The sequence below is a fragment of the Pseudomonas sp. Z003-0.4C(8344-21) genome, assembly GCF_900104975.1.
Lineage (GTDB): Bacteria > Pseudomonadota > Gammaproteobacteria > Pseudomonadales > Pseudomonadaceae > Aquipseudomonas > Aquipseudomonas granadensis.
This window is the reverse complement of sequence record NZ_LT629756.1, coordinates 2,535,195-2,550,068: the sequence shown is the minus strand read 5'-3', so window position 1 is coordinate 2,550,068 and position 14,874 is coordinate 2,535,195. Positions and strand designations below refer to the sequence as shown.

At 59.5% G+C, this 14,874-nt stretch carries 19 protein-coding genes; 1 reads left to right on the top strand and 18 read right to left on the bottom strand.

Translation table 11 applies throughout. The features are described 5' to 3' along the window. Positions 1 to 4: 4 nt before the first annotated feature. The 18 genes from BLU24_RS11870 to BLU24_RS11785 all read right to left on the bottom strand — a co-directional run bounded on the left by BLU24_RS11870 (position 5) and on the right by BLU24_RS11785 (position 14,211). Complete coding sequence (locus tag BLU24_RS11870; protein WP_093100403.1) at positions 5 to 343, bottom strand: phage tail protein; 339 nt, start codon at positions 341 to 343, stop codon at positions 5 to 7. Then, positions 343 to 3,399, bottom strand: coding sequence for a phage tail tape measure protein (locus tag BLU24_RS11865; protein ID WP_093100400.1), 3,057 nt, complete (start codon positions 3,397 to 3,399; stop codon positions 343 to 345). The genes BLU24_RS11870 and BLU24_RS11865 overlap by 1 nt, the downstream gene beginning before the upstream one ends. A 27-nt stretch (positions 3,400 to 3,426) precedes the next feature. Beyond that, positions 3,427 to 3,699, bottom strand: a complete 273-nt coding sequence (locus BLU24_RS11860; protein WP_093100398.1) for a DUF1799 domain-containing protein — start codon at positions 3,697 to 3,699, stop codon at positions 3,427 to 3,429. A gap of 47 nt (positions 3,700 to 3,746) precedes the next feature. Continuing rightward, positions 3,747 to 4,130, bottom strand: coding sequence for a phage tail assembly chaperone (locus BLU24_RS11855; protein ID WP_093100395.1), 384 nt, complete (start codon positions 4,128 to 4,130; stop codon positions 3,747 to 3,749). Positions 4,131 to 4,140: 10 nt separating this feature from the next. Further along, positions 4,141 to 4,788 (bottom strand): phage tail protein, encoded by a 648-nt coding sequence (locus tag BLU24_RS11850; protein WP_093100393.1) that lies wholly within the window; start codon positions 4,786 to 4,788, stop codon positions 4,141 to 4,143. 69 nt (positions 4,789 to 4,857) lie between these two features. Continuing rightward, entirely contained in the window at positions 4,858 to 5,277 is a 420-nt protein-coding gene (locus BLU24_RS11845) for a phage tail terminator-like protein (protein ID WP_093100391.1), read from the bottom strand. Beyond that, positions 5,274 to 5,858, bottom strand: a complete 585-nt coding sequence (locus tag BLU24_RS11840) for a hypothetical protein (RefSeq protein WP_093100389.1) — start codon at positions 5,856 to 5,858, stop codon at positions 5,274 to 5,276. Before BLU24_RS11840 ends, BLU24_RS11845 begins: the two co-directional genes overlap by 4 nt. 1 nt (position 5,859) lies before the next feature. Beyond that, complete coding sequence (locus BLU24_RS11835) at positions 5,860 to 6,252, bottom strand: hypothetical protein (RefSeq protein ID WP_093100386.1); 393 nt, start codon at positions 6,250 to 6,252, stop codon at positions 5,860 to 5,862. 2 nt (positions 6,253 to 6,254) lie between these two features. After that, positions 6,255 to 6,632 carry a hypothetical protein gene (locus BLU24_RS11830; RefSeq protein ID WP_093100384.1) on the bottom strand — a complete coding sequence of 126 codons (378 nt, stop codon included), beginning with the start codon at positions 6,630 to 6,632 and terminating at the stop codon, positions 6,255 to 6,257. A 10-nt stretch (positions 6,633 to 6,642) separates the two neighbouring features. Continuing rightward, on the bottom strand, positions 6,643 to 6,948 hold the full coding sequence (locus BLU24_RS11825) for a HeH/LEM domain-containing protein (protein ID WP_093100382.1): 306 nt from the start codon (positions 6,946 to 6,948) through the stop codon (positions 6,643 to 6,645). Positions 6,949 to 7,005: 57 nt separating this feature from the next. Further along, on the bottom strand, positions 7,006 to 7,983 hold the full coding sequence (locus tag BLU24_RS11820; protein WP_056785404.1) for a major capsid protein: 978 nt from the start codon (positions 7,981 to 7,983) through the stop codon (positions 7,006 to 7,008). A gap of 3 nt (positions 7,984 to 7,986) precedes the next feature. After that, positions 7,987 to 8,724, bottom strand: a complete 738-nt coding sequence (locus tag BLU24_RS11815) for a hypothetical protein (RefSeq protein WP_172833268.1) — start codon at positions 8,722 to 8,724, stop codon at positions 7,987 to 7,989. 84 nt (positions 8,725 to 8,808) lie between these two features. Continuing rightward, positions 8,809 to 9,294 carry a DnaT-like ssDNA-binding protein gene (locus BLU24_RS11810; protein WP_093100378.1) on the bottom strand — a complete coding sequence of 162 codons (486 nt, stop codon included), beginning with the start codon at positions 9,292 to 9,294 and terminating at the stop codon, positions 8,809 to 8,811. Positions 9,295 to 9,302: 8 nt separating this feature from the next. Further along, entirely contained in the window at positions 9,303 to 10,415 is a 1,113-nt protein-coding gene (locus BLU24_RS11805) for a minor capsid protein (RefSeq protein WP_177344121.1), read from the bottom strand. Then, positions 10,333 to 11,793 carry a DUF4055 domain-containing protein gene (locus BLU24_RS11800; protein WP_093100374.1) on the bottom strand — a complete coding sequence of 487 codons (1,461 nt, stop codon included), beginning with the start codon at positions 11,791 to 11,793 and terminating at the stop codon, positions 10,333 to 10,335. Before BLU24_RS11800 ends, BLU24_RS11805 begins: the two co-directional genes overlap by 83 nt. Then, positions 11,793 to 13,112, bottom strand: a complete 1,320-nt coding sequence (locus BLU24_RS11795) for a phage terminase large subunit family protein (protein WP_038861476.1) — start codon at positions 13,110 to 13,112, stop codon at positions 11,793 to 11,795. The genes BLU24_RS11800 and BLU24_RS11795 overlap by 1 nt, the downstream gene beginning before the upstream one ends. After that, positions 13,087 to 13,563 carry a DUF2280 domain-containing protein gene (locus tag BLU24_RS11790; RefSeq protein WP_056785392.1) on the bottom strand — a complete coding sequence of 159 codons (477 nt, stop codon included), beginning with the start codon at positions 13,561 to 13,563 and terminating at the stop codon, positions 13,087 to 13,089. Before BLU24_RS11790 ends, BLU24_RS11795 begins: the two co-directional genes overlap by 26 nt. A gap of 30 nt (positions 13,564 to 13,593) precedes the next feature. Then, positions 13,594 to 14,211, bottom strand: coding sequence for a putative metallopeptidase (locus BLU24_RS11785; protein ID WP_093100372.1), 618 nt, complete (start codon positions 14,209 to 14,211; stop codon positions 13,594 to 13,596). An 80-nt stretch (positions 14,212 to 14,291) separates the two neighbouring features. On the opposite strand from BLU24_RS11785, the gene BLU24_RS11780 reads away from it, so the two are divergent. After that, a complete protein-coding gene (locus tag BLU24_RS11780) occupies positions 14,292 to 14,825 on the top strand; it encodes a hypothetical protein (RefSeq protein WP_093100369.1) in 534 nt (177 codons plus the stop codon). Positions 14,826 to 14,874 lie beyond the last annotated feature (49 nt).

Below are 14,874 nucleotides of genomic sequence, written 5' to 3'. Positions count from 1 at the left end.
CCCCTTATGGATGAAATGCACGCTCAAACGTGGCGGTGAGTTTGAAAACACCGCCGCCCACCGGAGTGGGCACGGGGTTCTTGCAGGTGAACAGGCCAAGCTGGCCAAGGGGTGTGGTCCACAGGAAGGCTTTCGCGCCGGCGTGCCGATCGAGGAACGCCATGATCTCCAGCACCTTGGCTTGAGGGCCGCTGTAGGTGATCGGGTAAGCGTCTTCCTTGTTGTTCGGCCCGTCGCCAACTTCCTGTTTGTAGCCGTCGCCAAACCGCGAGGTGCGCACCCGATAGGAAATCTCGGGTGAGTCGCCGTGCTGCGTCGGCCAGGTGAACTTCTCGATGGCCATCAGCCCCTCCCGTTCGTGAGTTTCCAGATTGAGCCGCCTGGTTGCAGCGCTCGGGCGATTGCTGTTTCAGCCTCGACTTTAGCCGCCTGCTGAATGCCTTTGCCAAGCTGCGAGGTGTCTTCGGTGCTGGCTGCGCTGCCACTGCCCTGGGTTTGCACCGACACCGCGACGGGGAAGTTGTAAACGTTTCCGCCACCACTTCCGCCGCCGCTGATCGCGCGCACCCCCAACTGGCCGCCAGCGGTGCGGGTCAAAGGCATGATTGCCTCTGGCCCTGCCTCGCCCATGACGCCGGTCTGCCCGCCTGCCATCCCGAACGCGGTCGGCTTGCTCACCACGGAGTTGGTGAACGCAGCGCCATTGGCGAACATCTGCACACCGTTGGCCCAAGCCCCGCCGTCAGCCTGGAAATACGTGGACGAGTAACCAGCCTGTGAAGCCCCGAGGTTAGATGACGTTGCACCAGCAGATCCTGCCGCCAATCCATTTCCTCCACCGCCTCCGGTGAAGTAGCTGGTTGCGGCGCCGACCAGGCTGCTCAGCAGCGTCGAACTGGCCTGACGGGTCGCGATCCGCGCCATATCCGCCAGAATCGACTTGGTGAAGTCAGCAAACGACAGCTTCCCAGTCATGGCAAAGTTCACGACCGCGTCTTCCATGGAGCTGAAAGCATTGGTGAACAGACTCTTCGTCTGTCCCGCGACATCACGCGCTGATTCCAAGTAGTTCTGCCAGGCCGAGGAAGCCCCGGCACTCCAATTGCCTTGGGCGGCTGTCATGTCGTCGTAGTTCGCCTGCACCGTGTCGTGCAAATCTTGCTGCGTGGCTTTCAGCGCGGCGAGCTTCTGGGTGTACTCCTCGATGCTCATACCGCGTGAGCCATCGCCGTACTGGTTGGCCAACTCCAGACGCTGCTGATTGAATCGGTCGTCGATTCCGTTCTGCTGCTCGGTCAGTCCGCGCTGCCGGTCTCCCTGTCCGAGGCCGGCCGCGGCCCTCAGCCCTTGCTGACGAAGAGTCTCGACCTGCTGTTGCAAAGCGCTCGTGTAAGAGTTGACCGCCAGAGTCTGTTTACGAAGCCGGCCCTCTTCATTGGTCGCGATGAGTGCCAGCTCGCTGTCGCTGTCCTGCTGCGCCTTAACCATGGCGCTGCGGGCATCGGCAATTTTCTGGTCAATCTGAATGATCTGGGCGCCGGTCGTGCCCTTTTTGGACTTGACCGCTTCGAGGGCATCGATTTCAGCCTGGTAGCTTAGGGAAACTTCGTTGGCCTGCTGCTTCAGTAAGCTGACCCGCTGCTCGGTGTAATCGGCCTGGGAGATGACACCGGCACGCTGAGATGCCTCAAGTTCTTTGTCAGCATTTTTGTAGTAGGCCAGGGTCTCGGCCAAAGCGTTTTTCGCGTTATTGAAGCTGGTAGTGTCGACGCTACCGGCTGGTGTTTTGGGATCCTTGAACTTGTCGTTGATGTTTGCAATGTTCTTGTCGATAGCCGCCTGGCTCAGGCGCGGATCGTTCGGAGCGACCTTGCGTATGTCATCAAGTTGGCGCCTGTACTCCTTTATCGCCTCGGTGCGCTTCTGCTCGTTCGTCCACGAAGACTTCGCCAGAGCGTCGATCTTCGACATCGATGACACTGCATCGCCTTGCGCTTTCGCCTGCTCGCCTTCCCATTTCGCGATATCGGCTTGGGCTGCCTTCTGGTCCTCAAGCATGTTGAGCTGATTGGAGTAGAGCTCGACCATCTCCTTCTGGTTTTGAAACGCCCCCACGTCGCCCTTTTGGGCAGCAGCCAGATTGCGCCGGGCCTGCTCAATATCAGCGTCGATATCGGGACGGCCGATGTTCTTCAGATTATCTGCCGCGCGCGCGACAGCGTTGTATCCCTTCTCCCAAAAGCTCAGGTTTTCCAGAATGCGCGGCGTGCGCTCGTTGATCGCATGGGCGTACTGCTCAGTCGCAAGCTTCACCGCGCCAGCGTGGTCGCCTTGCTCTTCCAGCGCTGCAATCTGCGAATAAACCGAAGCTGTCAGATAGTGGTACTGCTCATTGAGCGCGGCGGACGCTTTTACCGGGTCATCGGCGAGCTTGGCAAACTCGGCAACCGTTTCGCTGACTGCTTTGCCGGTAGCCTCTTGCATCGACACAGCAGCCTGGGTAATCCCGGCAAAACTCTCTCCTGCGATTTTTCCGTTTCCCGCCAGCAGCGCGAGCACTTCAGCCGCCTGACCGGTAGTGCCTACAGTGGCACTCACCTGACGAGCCATTTCGCCCAACTGACCGGCGCTCACACCTGCGTAGTTGCCGGTGAGGATCAAGGATTTGCTATAGGCGTCCTGTTCTACGCTGCCCTTGTAATAGGCGACGGCCAGCGCGCCAACAGCTGCGGTAGCCAGTGCGAGTGGCGCAAGAATAGCGAGTAAGCCAGCAGCACCGGCGCCGGCCCCGGCTCCCAGCTGAGCAACGGCGCGAACCCCACTTCCCCAGTCTCCAGACGACAGGGCATTACCCAGCTGCACGACGTTCTCTTGAGCCTGGCGGGTGCCGAGGCGAAGTTTGTCGAAGCCGGTGGTGGTTTTTTCGAGCTTGTCGTAGTCCTTGTCGATCTTGCTCAGCGCTGAGTTGTATTGATCCTGGCTGATGCGACCGGCGTCTAAATGTTTGCCGAGTTGCTCAACCTGCGTGTCCAGTTTCGACAGCGCAGCGCGGGCCGGGTCAATTGCGCCCAGCAGGCTGTTCAGAGCCTTTTGCTCATCCATAGCCGACTTGGCCAGCGCCACCTGCTGCTTGTCGAGCTGCGCTGATATCTTCGCTGCCTCAGCCTCGCCATAGGCGCCCGTTTTGGTCAGCTTAGCCAGTGCTTCCCGCTGCTTTGCGAGATCCTGCGTAGTCTTGGCGTTGGTAGAGAGCGACTTCTCCAATGCCTGCATTTCGTTCATCAACGAAACGGCGGACTGCTCGGCGCGGCCGCCGGCCTTCGCCATTTCATCCAGACTGGTTTTAGCCTGAATCGCATCGGCCGAGTCGATCTTGACGCCGAGTTCTGCAATGTTCATCGACTCACCTTGAATAAATGCCCGTTTCTACGGGCTGTTGTCGCGGGCCGCAGCCATGACTGCGATCGCCTCCGCTTCCATGACGCGAATGTCTTGGAATACGCGTGAACGCTCCTTGGCAGGAATGCCGACAAGCTTCATCACGTCAGGCAGAACGCCGTAATCGAGGCCGGTTGCGCCGCATGCACCAGTGCGCCACTGGGTCCACATCGAGTCCATAACAAGGAATGATTTCCAGTTGTCCGGCCAGACTTCGAAGGTTTCGTCGTAGTCGTCAGGAGAAAAGCCGAACATCGCCATTTGCTCGGCGTCACTCTCAGCTTCGTAAAGCGCACGGGCAGCGGCGGTTAGTTTCCCAGGCGGGCCTTGCCGAAGGCCTCGCTATAGGCCTTCACGACGGAATCTGAAACGCCGATGCAGCTTTGCACCAGCGCTGTTATCGATTCATCGTTGAGTTTGTCGCCGAATCCCCACGAGACGACCAGATCCTTGATCTGATCGACACCCTGTTCAACTTCCGCTGCAGTGATCTCGGCAAGCGTCGGCTCTGTGCCTTTAAAGCGTTCGCCGATAGCCTCTGCCTTGGCCTTCCAGGAGTCGAACAATTCGGCAAGCGCGGTGCGATCGCGATACTTAAAAGTAAACGGCACCATGGCCGGCTTTTCGCCGACCTGCGGGATTGCCACGTCGACGGTGAAGGTCGGTTTCGGCGCGATGGAAAACTTTGCCATGGGACCCCCCTTAGGCGTTGTAGCGAGTTGGGCGAGATGCGAACGACAGAGTGATCGTCCGCGTCATGATGTTGTTTCGGCTCAGTGTCGGGGTCGCTGTGATCGACACGTACGCGTAGTAGTAAATCGTCGCGCCGCCCGGCAGGTTTGCGCGAATGAGGCGCGGCTCCTTGTCTTCGTCAGCCGCTTCGACAATCGAGACATAGGCCTGCGCAGGGTCGTCAGCGACCGGCAGCGTCATGCTGCTGGCGGACTTGTTGGTTGGGAGTTGGCGGTCATCATCGTCTTCGAGGAAACCGTAGGTCAGAAACTGTTGCTCACCACCGTTCGCAGTTGGCTCGGTGATCTGAGCGATTTGCGTCCAGCCGGTTGCCTCGCGAATAGTTCCCGCGCCAGAGCCTACCGGGTAGCTCTTCACGCTGGTGGTGTCCACGCCCTCTGCGGAGAATTCGCCAGTATCCGAATCGATAACGCGAGCCGGGCGGCCATTCAATTTTGCCCAGGCAGAATCGATCACGATCACGTCGCCATCGGTCAGGCCGTGGGCCGCTGCAGTAAGCACTGCTGGTTTGGCGTTGCTGATTGCAGTGAATGCTTTTGGCATGCTCAGAGTGGCGGCGATCTCGAATGTGGTGCCATTGGGGATTTTGACGCTCATGGGTTTTCCTCTTCGCAGAAATGACAAAACCCGCTCAGAGGCGGGTTCAGGATTTGCCCAACGGGCGGGTTATGGCGTGGTGTCGGACCGGTATGAAAACGACAGCGGGACGGTGTAGGTTGAGTCGCCAGTGATGCCTGGGCCGACGTCTACAGGTGTCATGGGCGTAACTACGAAACCATTTTTTTCGTCACGCACATAAAGTGGAAATAACGCGATGATCTCGGCCGCAATGGGGTTGGCTTTTGCTTTACCTGTGCCTGCCGGGCAAATAATGCTGACCTGGAACACGCCGGTATACAGCCGGTGGTCTCCGCCGAGCGTGTTGCTGGCCGTGTCGCCCGGGATGGTGAACGCCCGCAGGTAGGTCTCGCCTGCCGCCGGGGCGTAAGCCATGTTCTCAAAAACGATCTTTAGCTTCTCCGACCTGACATTGTTCCAGGCGATCAGCTTTGCCTCGTAGATCGAGGCGATGATGGCGTGACTCATACCTGGTTGTTCCTGATGGCCTCCAACACGATTTGCTGGAAGCGAGCCACGGTTACCCGAACCATTCCGCCGGGGGCCTGGGTCGAATGGCCGAACTCCAGCGGAATCGCATAGGGCAAGTTGTTAATGATGTAGGCGATTTGCCCGGCGGTGAAGTCGCTCATTGCCGCGACCAACGCCGCCGTGGTTTCAGCACCGCTCGGGTCTACCTCGTCGAAGGCGACGCTTTCGACTACGCCGAGCGAGATGTGCCAGTTCGCACGGAACCGGCCTCCGACGTAGCCTTCTGGCGCCTTGATGTCCATGCCGTCGTTGAGCTTGCGGCCCTTCTTGAGCCTGCCCCCTTTGGTCAGGTTGGCCGGGTCGCTGCGCAGCGCACTGTTATGTTCGTCGACCGCCTTGTTGTACTCGTTCGCGACTGCGTTCTGAGCCCAGATCTCTGGATTACCCACGGGAGACATGCGGATTAGGCTGCTGCCGACCTCGATGATGATTTCGCGCACACTGGCGTCGATCGCTTCGCTGGTCTGCGCGGCGAACTCGGCCAAGCTCAGGGCGAAGCTGCCGGATTGAGCGACCATGTCATTTCCTCAGTTGTGCTGTCCACGTCGCGTCAGCAGGATCGGCAGACACATTCATCACGCGCATGCCGTTGACGATATCGCCGATGGCGGGCTCGGCCGGTGCAGCTGTTGGCGAGCCCGCCTCCGAAACGAACAGCTCGTTTTGCAGCACCAGCAGCTTCTTGTCGGTGGTTTGGATCAGTGAGCCGTCGATTTCCTTGGACAGGTAGCTACCCAAGACGCCGCGCCCCATGTAAGTGATGGTGGTCTCCGGCGTCTCGCCGCCCAGGTCGGGGTCATACTCGCCGGGAATCTTGCGGACGCCCTCCACTGGCTTTACCGCGTCGGCTAGGCCGTCAGGATCGTCGAAAGCCTCTGCCATTTCGGCCTGAATCTCTTCGCGCATACCCATGATCAGATCCTTTTCAGCATCATCACGCCGGAGCGCTTGATCCAAGGCTCCAGCAGCGCCAGGGCGAAGTTCACACCCGCCGACTGATCAGTAGATCCGGCCACGTAGGTCTTGCTCACGGACGTGCCGGACTGAGCCGATACCGTCTTGCTTTGCACTTCCTTCTGAGTGGCCGTGTACAACTTGCCCGCCGCCGCCTCTTTGGCGACCTGGGCGCCGGCTGTTCTGATCTCGATCGGGACCGGATCGGGAACAACCCGCTTGATCTTGGCCGTGAGCCAGGCGTTTGCCATGGTCACAGCAAGGACCGGATCACCGGCGCCGGCCCAGCCAGGACCCAGCGAAGCGTCAACATCGGCAACGGTGATGAAGTCGGTCATGTGCGTGTCCTTATTCCGCTGGCACCAGGGCCTGCAGGTCTTCTTTCAGTGCGGTGGATTCGAAGGCGATGCCTTTGCTGGTGAGCCACTCTTTCAGCTCCGGCACCTTCATTTTCAGAGGGTCGGTTTCGGCACTTTCTGGCTCCTTGCCATCCGAAACTTTGATGCCCGCCGCTTCGTATGCATCGTAAATTTCAGGCGCATCACCCTCGACGACCACCTCACTGGCAGTGCCAATAACACCGAAGAATTCGCTCAGCAGGCGGTAGCACACGCCGCGCTCTTTGCCCGGTTTGTCCGTGTAGATAACTTTCATGAGTCACCTCAATTCAGCCCGGCGCCCTTGCGGACGCCAGGGTAAGTGAAGGCCGGATTACGGCGTGGTGGTACCGCTGATGACAGCGGCAAATGGGACCTGCTTGCGGCTGAACACCCGTTCCCAGTTCGCAGCAGCGGCGTACTGGGTCGCGGTCGGGCTGAGGTTCTGAGCCTCGGAGCCTTTCCAACTGAAGCCTGCAGGCTGGAGGATGTAGGTCTTCCGCTCCCACAGCACCTCAGCACCGCCGCCATTACCGCCGCCCGGCTTGCGTTCGATCTCCACCGGCACCTTCGGCGTGCCTTCGCCGTAGCCGAATGCGCCTTGGCCGAAGAACACCGACAGGTACTTGCCAGCGCCGTACACCAGGCCATCGTCCATGAAGACCGGCTTGCCCAGGTAGGTGGCCAGGATGATCTTGCCGTCGGAGTCGCGCAGGTACTCGATGAGGTCCTGCTTGACCATTTGGTTCATCACCACCGAGTGCACGCCGATCGCGCCGAACTGGTCGGCCGCATCGCCGGCGGTGAACGCGGCATCCTGAAACGCGTTCGCGCTAATGGCCGCGCCAGCGTCGATGACCATGTCACCGCCGTTGTTGGCAATGTTCGAGGCGATGATGCCGCGCGCTGCACCGAGAGCGTAACGCTGCCACTGGCGAGTCCAGTAGGTGCCGAAGCGGTTGCGGATCTGCTGCTGAGGCTCGCTGTTTGCCAGTTCAGCGGTCAGGTCGGCCACGCCATAGCCTTTGTTGAGGTACAGGACGCGAGCACGCATGCTGTCCTGAGTGACTTTGCCGACTTCGCCCTGGTCGTTCGGGTCATCGTTGCTGATGTTCGGCGCTTCATCAGCGTTGAGATCCTGCCAGTAGCTGATCTCGGCGGTGCCTTGGCTGCCAGAAGCGATAGCGTCCAGAACGGGCGAGCGGGTCACGATCCCCGACTCGTAGACAGCGGTTTTCTCCGGGCTGTTTACCGGCTCCAGCGAGGCGTAGTAGTCACCGACGAAGATGTCGGTCAGTTGGGTAGTTGCCATGAATTAGGTTCCTTTGGTGGCCTGGATTTTCTTGAACAGCTCGGGGTTGTCACGGGCGATCGCAGCGCGTTCGGTTTCCGTGTACTCGCCCCACTTTTTCGTGGCCTTGCCACCGTTGTCGCCGGTCTGTCCGGCGCCCTGAGCCCTCGGCCACAGGTGTGTTGCTGTTTCACGCAGAGATTCCGCCCATTCGAGCGGCGACAGCGGGGTTTTCCCGTCCTTCCCGTAAACGACCTCGCCGTCACGGTCGGTGGCAATCGCCTCGCCGTCTTCACTGAGTTTGAAAGTGCCCCGGGCGCGCAGGATGATGTCCTCGGCAGCCTCGGGGAGCGCGCCGGCCTTGATGGCAGCAGCGCGGATGGAATCGGCCAGCACCTTGTCGCTGTACTTGGCGGCGAATTGCTCGGCCTTGTCGGCACGCGCTTTCTCGGCGGCCAGCTTGGTGTCGTAGTCGGTGCGCAGGCGCTCGGTACGGCGCGTAATGACCTCGTCCAGCTTGCCTTCGGCAATCAGCTTGGTTTCTTCGTCCTGGCCAACTTTGGTCAGCAGCCCTTTCACCGCGGAGATGTCCAAACCCTCGAACTGCGACTTGAAGCCGTCCAATTCAGTTTTGGTAGTCCGGAGCGAGCCAAGCAGCTCGGTGTTTTTGTTCTTGAGGCCCACGGTCGCAGCCTCGACAGCTGCAGCAATGGCTGTCTGAACTGCCGGGTCTTCAAGATCAATCTGGTTTTCGTCTGCCACTTGGTGCACCCCTTGGGTTTGGTCGGCCCGCTTTGCAGGCAATAAAAAACCGCCCATTGGGCGGTTTGGTTTGAATTTTGTGTTTTATCGGACTATCGAGAGTCCGCGCATGACCAGGTAATCGGCGAATTGCGTCCTGCTCGGCGCATACGGCGGCGGCCGCATTCGCAGGCCTGGCGTATCTCGGTTGAGCCTCGTGCGCCGGCCATTCGGCTCAGTGCAATGCGTTGGCTCCTCGATCTGGCAGCCCTGCTCGTCGGCATACAACTCAACAGCCAACCGCACCTGACCCCATTCAAGCTCAAAGGGCACGAACGTCTCGGACAGTGTCTGGTATTCAATCTTGCAGTCACGCCGCGGCCAGGCCATTGCCTGATCAGGATTGGCCTTTCGACCCTTCCACTGTCGACCGTTGATGTCGGCCGCGGCGCGCAGCAGCAATTCGACCTGCTCGGTCTCTGCGTCAGGTATCCGGAACCCGTAGTAGTCGCGGTAGAAGGTCAGCTTCTCCAGCGGCACGAAGCTATTGGCGTCCGGCCTGCCCCTTCCGTCTTCAACGATGATGTGCATCGGCTATCTCAACCCGGTGGAGCGCCGAGTGTAACGCCTGCTCGGATGAACATGTCAGGCTCAGCGGCCTTCAGTTGAGCAAGCGTCAGCGGCTTGAACGATTTGTCGAGCTGCAGCTTGGCAAACTTCTCCGGAGTCAGGCCGCCATCGCGGAACAACTTGGCTCGCACAGGGCCCAACGCATGATCTTGAAAGCTCGCCGGCTGAGTTGCCAGCCACTCGTAATAGTTCAGGCTGGCATCAACCTGCGCTCCGCCGTTTTCGCCTACCGCAGCGCGCGTCGCGTCCTTGGCGAACATCTCGGAAAGCCGGGTTGTCGGCGCCGTGGTTGAGCGGCAGTTAATGTGCGCCGGCGGAAGCGGCCCTTTGCCCAGGTCGAAGCGCATGCCATCCAAGCCCTTGCACTGCTGCGAAGTCTTGCGGTCGAGCGTCGATACCCAGCGGTAGCCCAGCACCACGTCACTGTTGGCCTTCAGCGTCTCCATTCGCGCCGTGGTAGCCACGTGCTGGATTGCCGTCTGCACCACAGCAGCAGCGTTGCGATTGCTCACCGCGAGGACGCCGTCCGTGAAGTTCTGCGCCGCGGTACCGCGAATCGCCTGGATGATCTGTGCATTGGTCTGGCCCTGGCCGAAGCCGAGCCGGATTGTGTTCGTGAAGCGCATCGTCTCCGTGCGCGTCCAGCCGCTGACGAAACTCTTTAGCAGCTTGCCGCCATCGATGCCTTTCACCTGCAGCGGATATGAAAACACCGCCGCGCGGATCACCGTGTTGCTCGGCACCACCGCGTCAATGGAAAGCGCATTGCTCAGGCTGTTGGCCTCGAAGGTCGACTCGTACAGTGCAATGTCGACCAGATCGGCCTGCACTAGGTCACCGTAGGCTTTGTAGATCTCCAGCAGTTTGCCGTCCACACGAGCCAGAAACTGCTCAAGGCGGTCCCGGCTGTAGGTGGTCAGCTCCTTGCGGGTCAACTGCACCCGCACAAGCGTGTCGATCTGGCGAAGGTACTTCTCGAACTTTTTGACCTCGCCGGCCTTAAGCCGCTCCAGCATTACCGAGTGGCGCGTCGTCTGCTCCAGCAGTTGGCTGTCCGCCTGCGCCAGGTTCGTCGTTGGCATCGTCTTTGTCCAAGTTGATGCCGGCCGACTCGCGCTCATCGCTGATCAGGTCGGCTTCGTCTTCGTATGGGCGATCCGGCAACTTGCCGGTGGTGAGGTACTGCCAGTAGGTGTCAGCGCTGATCGTGCCAGCCATCACTCCCTTGAGCAGCTCAGCCAGCACCTGGGCGTCGACCACTGGGGTCACAAATTCAGGGCTCACCTTGAACTTGACCTGCTTGGGGTCGTAGCCCTTCCACTCAGCGGCGTAGCGCAGCGCCTGCTCCACTGCCTCTGCCACCGTGACGACAATGCTGTGCAAGGTGGCGTGCTGGTCGTTCTGACGTGTTTTGCGCGCCTCGCCCGATTCTGTGCCGCCGATGTCCATGACCTTGGCGCCGGCTTCAAGCGCGGCGTTCTTCTGGTCATCCATTGCCTTGCGCACGGCCTCAATCCCAGCGCCTTGAAACTCCAGATAGCCACATTTGCCGTCTCGACCGAGGTCCCATGCCGCAGATGGCCCGGTCACGCTCAGCTCTACAGAATCGTCGAGGCCAGACACCCATGGTTGCGGATGGCTGGTCTGATGTAGCGCAGTGTAGTAGTCAGCGCTCAGCTGATAAGACTTCAGCGCGGCGCGCGCCATCGTGAGCAGCGGCACCTCGTCCACTTCCGGCGAGTTGTCGGTCGAGCCGCAATAGATCACCGGCAGGTATGACAGGCCTTTGACCAGTCGGTTGTCGGTGCCAGTGGTGCCCAGAGGTTTCTCCTCCTCGACGATCTCGCCACCTTCGTTCCGTACAGCGGTGTAACAGGTCTCGCCTTGCATGAAGAACTCGCGGAACACTGTGTCGCAGTCGTGGCTGTAGCGGTCGCCGCCCTTCTTCCGGAACTCCCGGAACACCGAAAGGACCAGGTCTTGGCGACCGCCTTGATCAGCTGTGTCCCAGTTGATGGCGTTGCGCGTGGCATACGTCGAGAAGTACGGTTCGCCGCGCTCATCAATGTTCACCACCAGAGGAACGCGGCCGTGTGAAATAGCCTGGCGCACCATGCGGAAGAACAGTTGCTTCAGGCCGAAGCCGTCAGAGGTGGCATTGTCTTCGAGCCCCTTCAGGCCGGAAGGCAGCTCAATCTCCGGGATGAGTCGAGAAACCAGCCCCATCATCGACCGTAGAGAGTCGCGCACCCAGTGCTCGTACTGAGCACGGTTCGTGTAGTTCTCGTAAAGGTATTTGTTGCCGGTGGCGTCGAGCTTCTCAGCTTCGACCATGCCGCTCGGCTTGGGAAGGTTGCGCTCGTTACGCTTGACGGCGCACTCACCCTCGAGCGCGTCGTCCATCATTTCCCATTCGGCGATGTGCGCGTCGTAGTCGGGGTTTGTCGATTGCACTGGCATCAGGCCAAGCCTCCAATTCGGCGTGTTCCGCCTGTGCGTGTTTTGATCGGGTAGCGTTTGGCAATGAAGTAGCCAGGTGCATCCACTAGATGGTCGTAGCCGGCCTTCTTGTCGGGCTCGCCCTTGTCCGTGTAAATCTGGCGCTCCAGGCACTGCGTGTATTTCGGACACTGGTCGACGTTGACCAGATATCGATGCTCACCGTAGGTATTGGCGAACATCGCGCACATGGCGTTGACCCGGTCCTTCACAGCGGGGTTGGTCGAATCCACCACTACCGTAAATCCAGCCTTTTTCAGCAGTGACAGGTCAGATTCGCTTGCGCTCTTGCTGCTTGTGTTCTGGCCGCTGGCGTCCGGGTAGATCGCAATGCTGTGGTCAGGAAAGCGGAGCTTGATCTTCTCGATCATCTCAGGCGTGTCCCGCACATCTGAAAACTCGCTGAGCGCCAGTGGGAGGTCGTCACGGATGACGTGCACGACTGCCGCCATCTTCATGACGTTGAAGTCCATGCCGATGTGCAAGGCCTCGCCGCGCTTGATGGTTTCGCTGGTGCGGTTCGCCTCACGATTGAACGTGTAGTAGACAACACCTGCGTAATTCTCAAAGCTGGCCTCGTATTCCTGTCGGAAGGTGCGAGGATCCATCTTGCGACGGGCCGCATCCAGCTCTTCAGCCGGCACGTTACCGCCATCGAGCGAGGTGTACAGCCAGCTTTTGTGGTCAGGCTCATGCCCCGGCCGGCCGTCTTGGAACGTGTCGTAGCAGTGGTTGAAACCCTTGGGCGTGCCGATGCGTAGCGCGTGACCGCCCTTCCGCATGCCGATGCCAGGTATTGAGTATTGGCAGGTCGAAAGCATCGGGCGGAGAACTTCTTCCCACGCTTCCCACGGGCAATCCGCCCATTCATCCACCAGGACGAAGAACAGACCGGAGCCGCGCAGATTGTCGTAGTTGTCGAGCCCTACCACACGCATGACGTGGCCAGACTTGAGCGTGATCGAGCACTCCGTTTCGTTCGGGCGGTGCGCACGCCACGCTTCGGGGATGGCCTGCTTCAGCCGGCGCCAGAACACGCGTTTGGCCTGCTTGAACGTCGGCGCGCCGTACCAGATCTCGTCCTCGACGCTCACGCCCCACTCAGCAGCCAGCCGAGCAGCTCGTCGCATCTCAGCTTTGCCCAAGAACGTCTTGCCGAACCGTCGACCACACACCGCATCGCGGAAACGCGCCTGAGGCTGGAAGCCCCAGCAGTAAATGTTCGCCTGCTTCGGCGTCAGCTTCACCGGCGGGTCATAGGTACGGGGTAGCGGGGACATTCTCATCAGGCTCCAGGGTGTACTCAGCAACGGCGTGCTGCTGGTCCGCTTGGGAGCCCAGAGGCTTTTCAGGCTCGAGGCGACGATTCACGTAAACGTCGCCCACTTCTTTGGCTGCCTGCTCCAGCAACTGAGCAGTCAGCGCCATGTTCTTCATGTTCTCTGCCTTCTCGGCCATTCGTCCCAAGGTGCGAAGTCGATACGCTCGGTTGGCGATCGGGATCTCTGCCGTCTCTTCGCGAAACCTCTTGCGGGTGTCGTTGAACAGCGTCTGCCACTTCACGTGCAGGTTGCGTCCAACGTACTTGGTTGGGTCGTATGCCTCGCATTGCTGGCGGGTCACTTCGAGCCCGAATCTTTCTTTGACGGACGCCACCACTTGCGATGGCGTGTCAAAGCAGGCGAGAGCCTGTACGACAAAGGCTTTCACCTCGTCTCTGAGTGCGGCCATAAGTGGGCATCCGTCAAAGTACTGTCAAAGTCAGGCCGACTTGAGCAGACAGGTTCCGCAGGCCCTCGAAATGTTCAATTTCCCCACCTCAGCAGGACTGTTTGCAGCGTCCACCAGCTCTTGCACTTGAGGACTCGCCCCATACCGACGCACAACACCGACGAACTCTTCAACGTCGTGTCCGCGCATCTCAAGCTTGGGCAATCCTTCCTGGGTGAACTTGGGTGCGCCGTACTGATCGGTCGCCTGAGCGATGTGGTACAGCTCATGTTCGACCAGTGCGCAGAAGTCAGCGTCGGAACACTGAGCGCAGTAATCGGCAGCCAGGGTGATGATGTAGGCCGGCACGTCGCCGAACCAATCTCGCATCTGCTGTTCCATCCGGGCCTTCTGCCAACCGCCGGCGCGGAACGCTACCTGTTCGGCCTGGCCCACCACCGTGCGCCCCTTCTTCGTGAATGCGGCAGACGCCCACATCACACGAATGTCCGCATCGATCAGATGGGCGTGGTCTTCGTTGTGGATGCTCCCGGTGACAGCGAGGATCTCGGTCTGGATCCACTCCGATATTTCGGGGGCGGGGGTGAGACGAATACTGGGGCAAAACCTACCCGCATCTTGTGGCTCAAGCCATGTAGTGGAAGGCATCGGTCTTTTCATGCTCTCCCCATTTATCGCTTCAAGATGGTAGCTTCTCGCTGATGATGACCGAACGAGAATTCTATTAAATGACAGACCTACACCACCACGAACCTAAACCCCCTAGGTTCAAGCTACTCAGCTTGCTTAAGGACGGAACGTGGTTTGCTGCGATCACGGCAGTGTTGATTTTCGCAATCAACGTAGTGGATGAAAGAAGCCAGCTTAGGAGCGATGTCAAGCATCTGACCGACACGCTTACAGAAGTAAGAAAAGAGTTTGATGCTTCCCGCCTCGAAATCAAGCAACTAAATGAGTCGTTGCGCCAGAGTCAGATCAATCTTGCTACAAAAGAGGTACGTCTCGAAGAGCTTGATAAACAACTCGCGTCCGTTAATCGAGACGCTTTGAACTCTCACGCAGAAGCTGAGACCTACAAGGCTCTCGCAGCATCCGACAAGCGCTGTGAACCATACTTGGCGGATATCTCACGATTGGAGAGCAAACTCGCTATTTCGGCACTTGACGTTTTTTCACCGAAGGGAGCGCTCCGACAGGAAACATTGGCGGCTTTAGAAAGAGCCAGAAAGTCGCTCGATGCCTGCATGGGCATTAAGCCGTAATCCACCTAATTACGCGGCTCGCTCAATGCCGTCCCAGCCGGGTTGCTTG

Excerpts from the sequence above, each read along its gene's own strand:
- BLU24_RS11830 (WP_093100384.1), bottom strand. The coding sequence starts at position 6,632 with ATGACCGACTTCATCACCGTTGCCGATGTTGACGCTTCGCTGGGTCCT.
- BLU24_RS11810 (WP_093100378.1), bottom strand. The coding sequence starts at position 9,294 with ATGCACATCATCGTTGAAGACGGAAGGGGCAGGCCGGACGCCAATAGC.
- BLU24_RS11785 (WP_093100372.1), bottom strand. The coding sequence starts at position 14,211 with ATGCCTTCCACTACATGGCTTGAGCCACAAGATGCGGGTAGGTTTTGC.
- BLU24_RS11825 (WP_093100382.1), bottom strand. The coding sequence starts at position 6,948 with ATGAAAGTTATCTACACGGACAAACCGGGCAAAGAGCGCGGCGTGTGC.
- BLU24_RS11805 (WP_177344121.1), bottom strand. The coding sequence starts at position 10,415 with ATGCCAACGACGAACCTGGCGCAGGCGGACAGCCAACTGCTGGAGCAG.
- BLU24_RS11795 (WP_038861476.1), bottom strand. The coding sequence starts at position 13,112 with ATGTCCCCGCTACCCCGTACCTATGACCCGCCGGTGAAGCTGACGCCG.
- BLU24_RS11820 (WP_056785404.1), bottom strand. The coding sequence starts at position 7,983 with ATGGCAACTACCCAACTGACCGACATCTTCGTCGGTGACTACTACGCC.
- BLU24_RS11870 (WP_093100403.1), bottom strand. The coding sequence starts at position 343 with ATGGCCATCGAGAAGTTCACCTGGCCGACGCAGCACGGCGACTCACCC.
- BLU24_RS11800 (WP_093100374.1), bottom strand. The coding sequence starts at position 11,793 with ATGCCAGTGCAATCGACAAACCCCGACTACGACGCGCACATCGCCGAA.
- BLU24_RS11790 (WP_056785392.1), bottom strand. The coding sequence starts at position 13,563 with ATGGCCGCACTCAGAGACGAGGTGAAAGCCTTTGTCGTACAGGCTCTC.
- BLU24_RS11835 (WP_093100386.1), bottom strand. The coding sequence starts at position 6,252 with ATGGGTATGCGCGAAGAGATTCAGGCCGAAATGGCAGAGGCTTTCGAC.
- BLU24_RS11860 (WP_093100398.1), bottom strand. The coding sequence starts at position 3,699 with ATGGCGATGTTCGGCTTTTCTCCTGACGACTACGACGAAACCTTCGAA.
- BLU24_RS11855 (WP_093100395.1), bottom strand. The coding sequence starts at position 4,130 with ATGGCAAAGTTTTCCATCGCGCCGAAACCGACCTTCACCGTCGACGTG.
- BLU24_RS11780 (WP_093100369.1), top strand. The coding sequence starts at position 14,292 with ATGACAGACCTACACCACCACGAACCTAAACCCCCTAGGTTCAAGCTA.
- BLU24_RS11850 (WP_093100393.1), bottom strand. The coding sequence starts at position 4,788 with ATGAGCGTCAAAATCCCCAATGGCACCACATTCGAGATCGCCGCCACT.
- BLU24_RS11865 (WP_093100400.1), bottom strand. The coding sequence starts at position 3,399 with ATGAACATTGCAGAACTCGGCGTCAAGATCGACTCGGCCGATGCGATT.
- BLU24_RS11845 (WP_093100391.1), bottom strand. The coding sequence starts at position 5,277 with ATGAGTCACGCCATCATCGCCTCGATCTACGAGGCAAAGCTGATCGCC.
- BLU24_RS11840 (WP_093100389.1), bottom strand. The coding sequence starts at position 5,858 with ATGGTCGCTCAATCCGGCAGCTTCGCCCTGAGCTTGGCCGAGTTCGCC.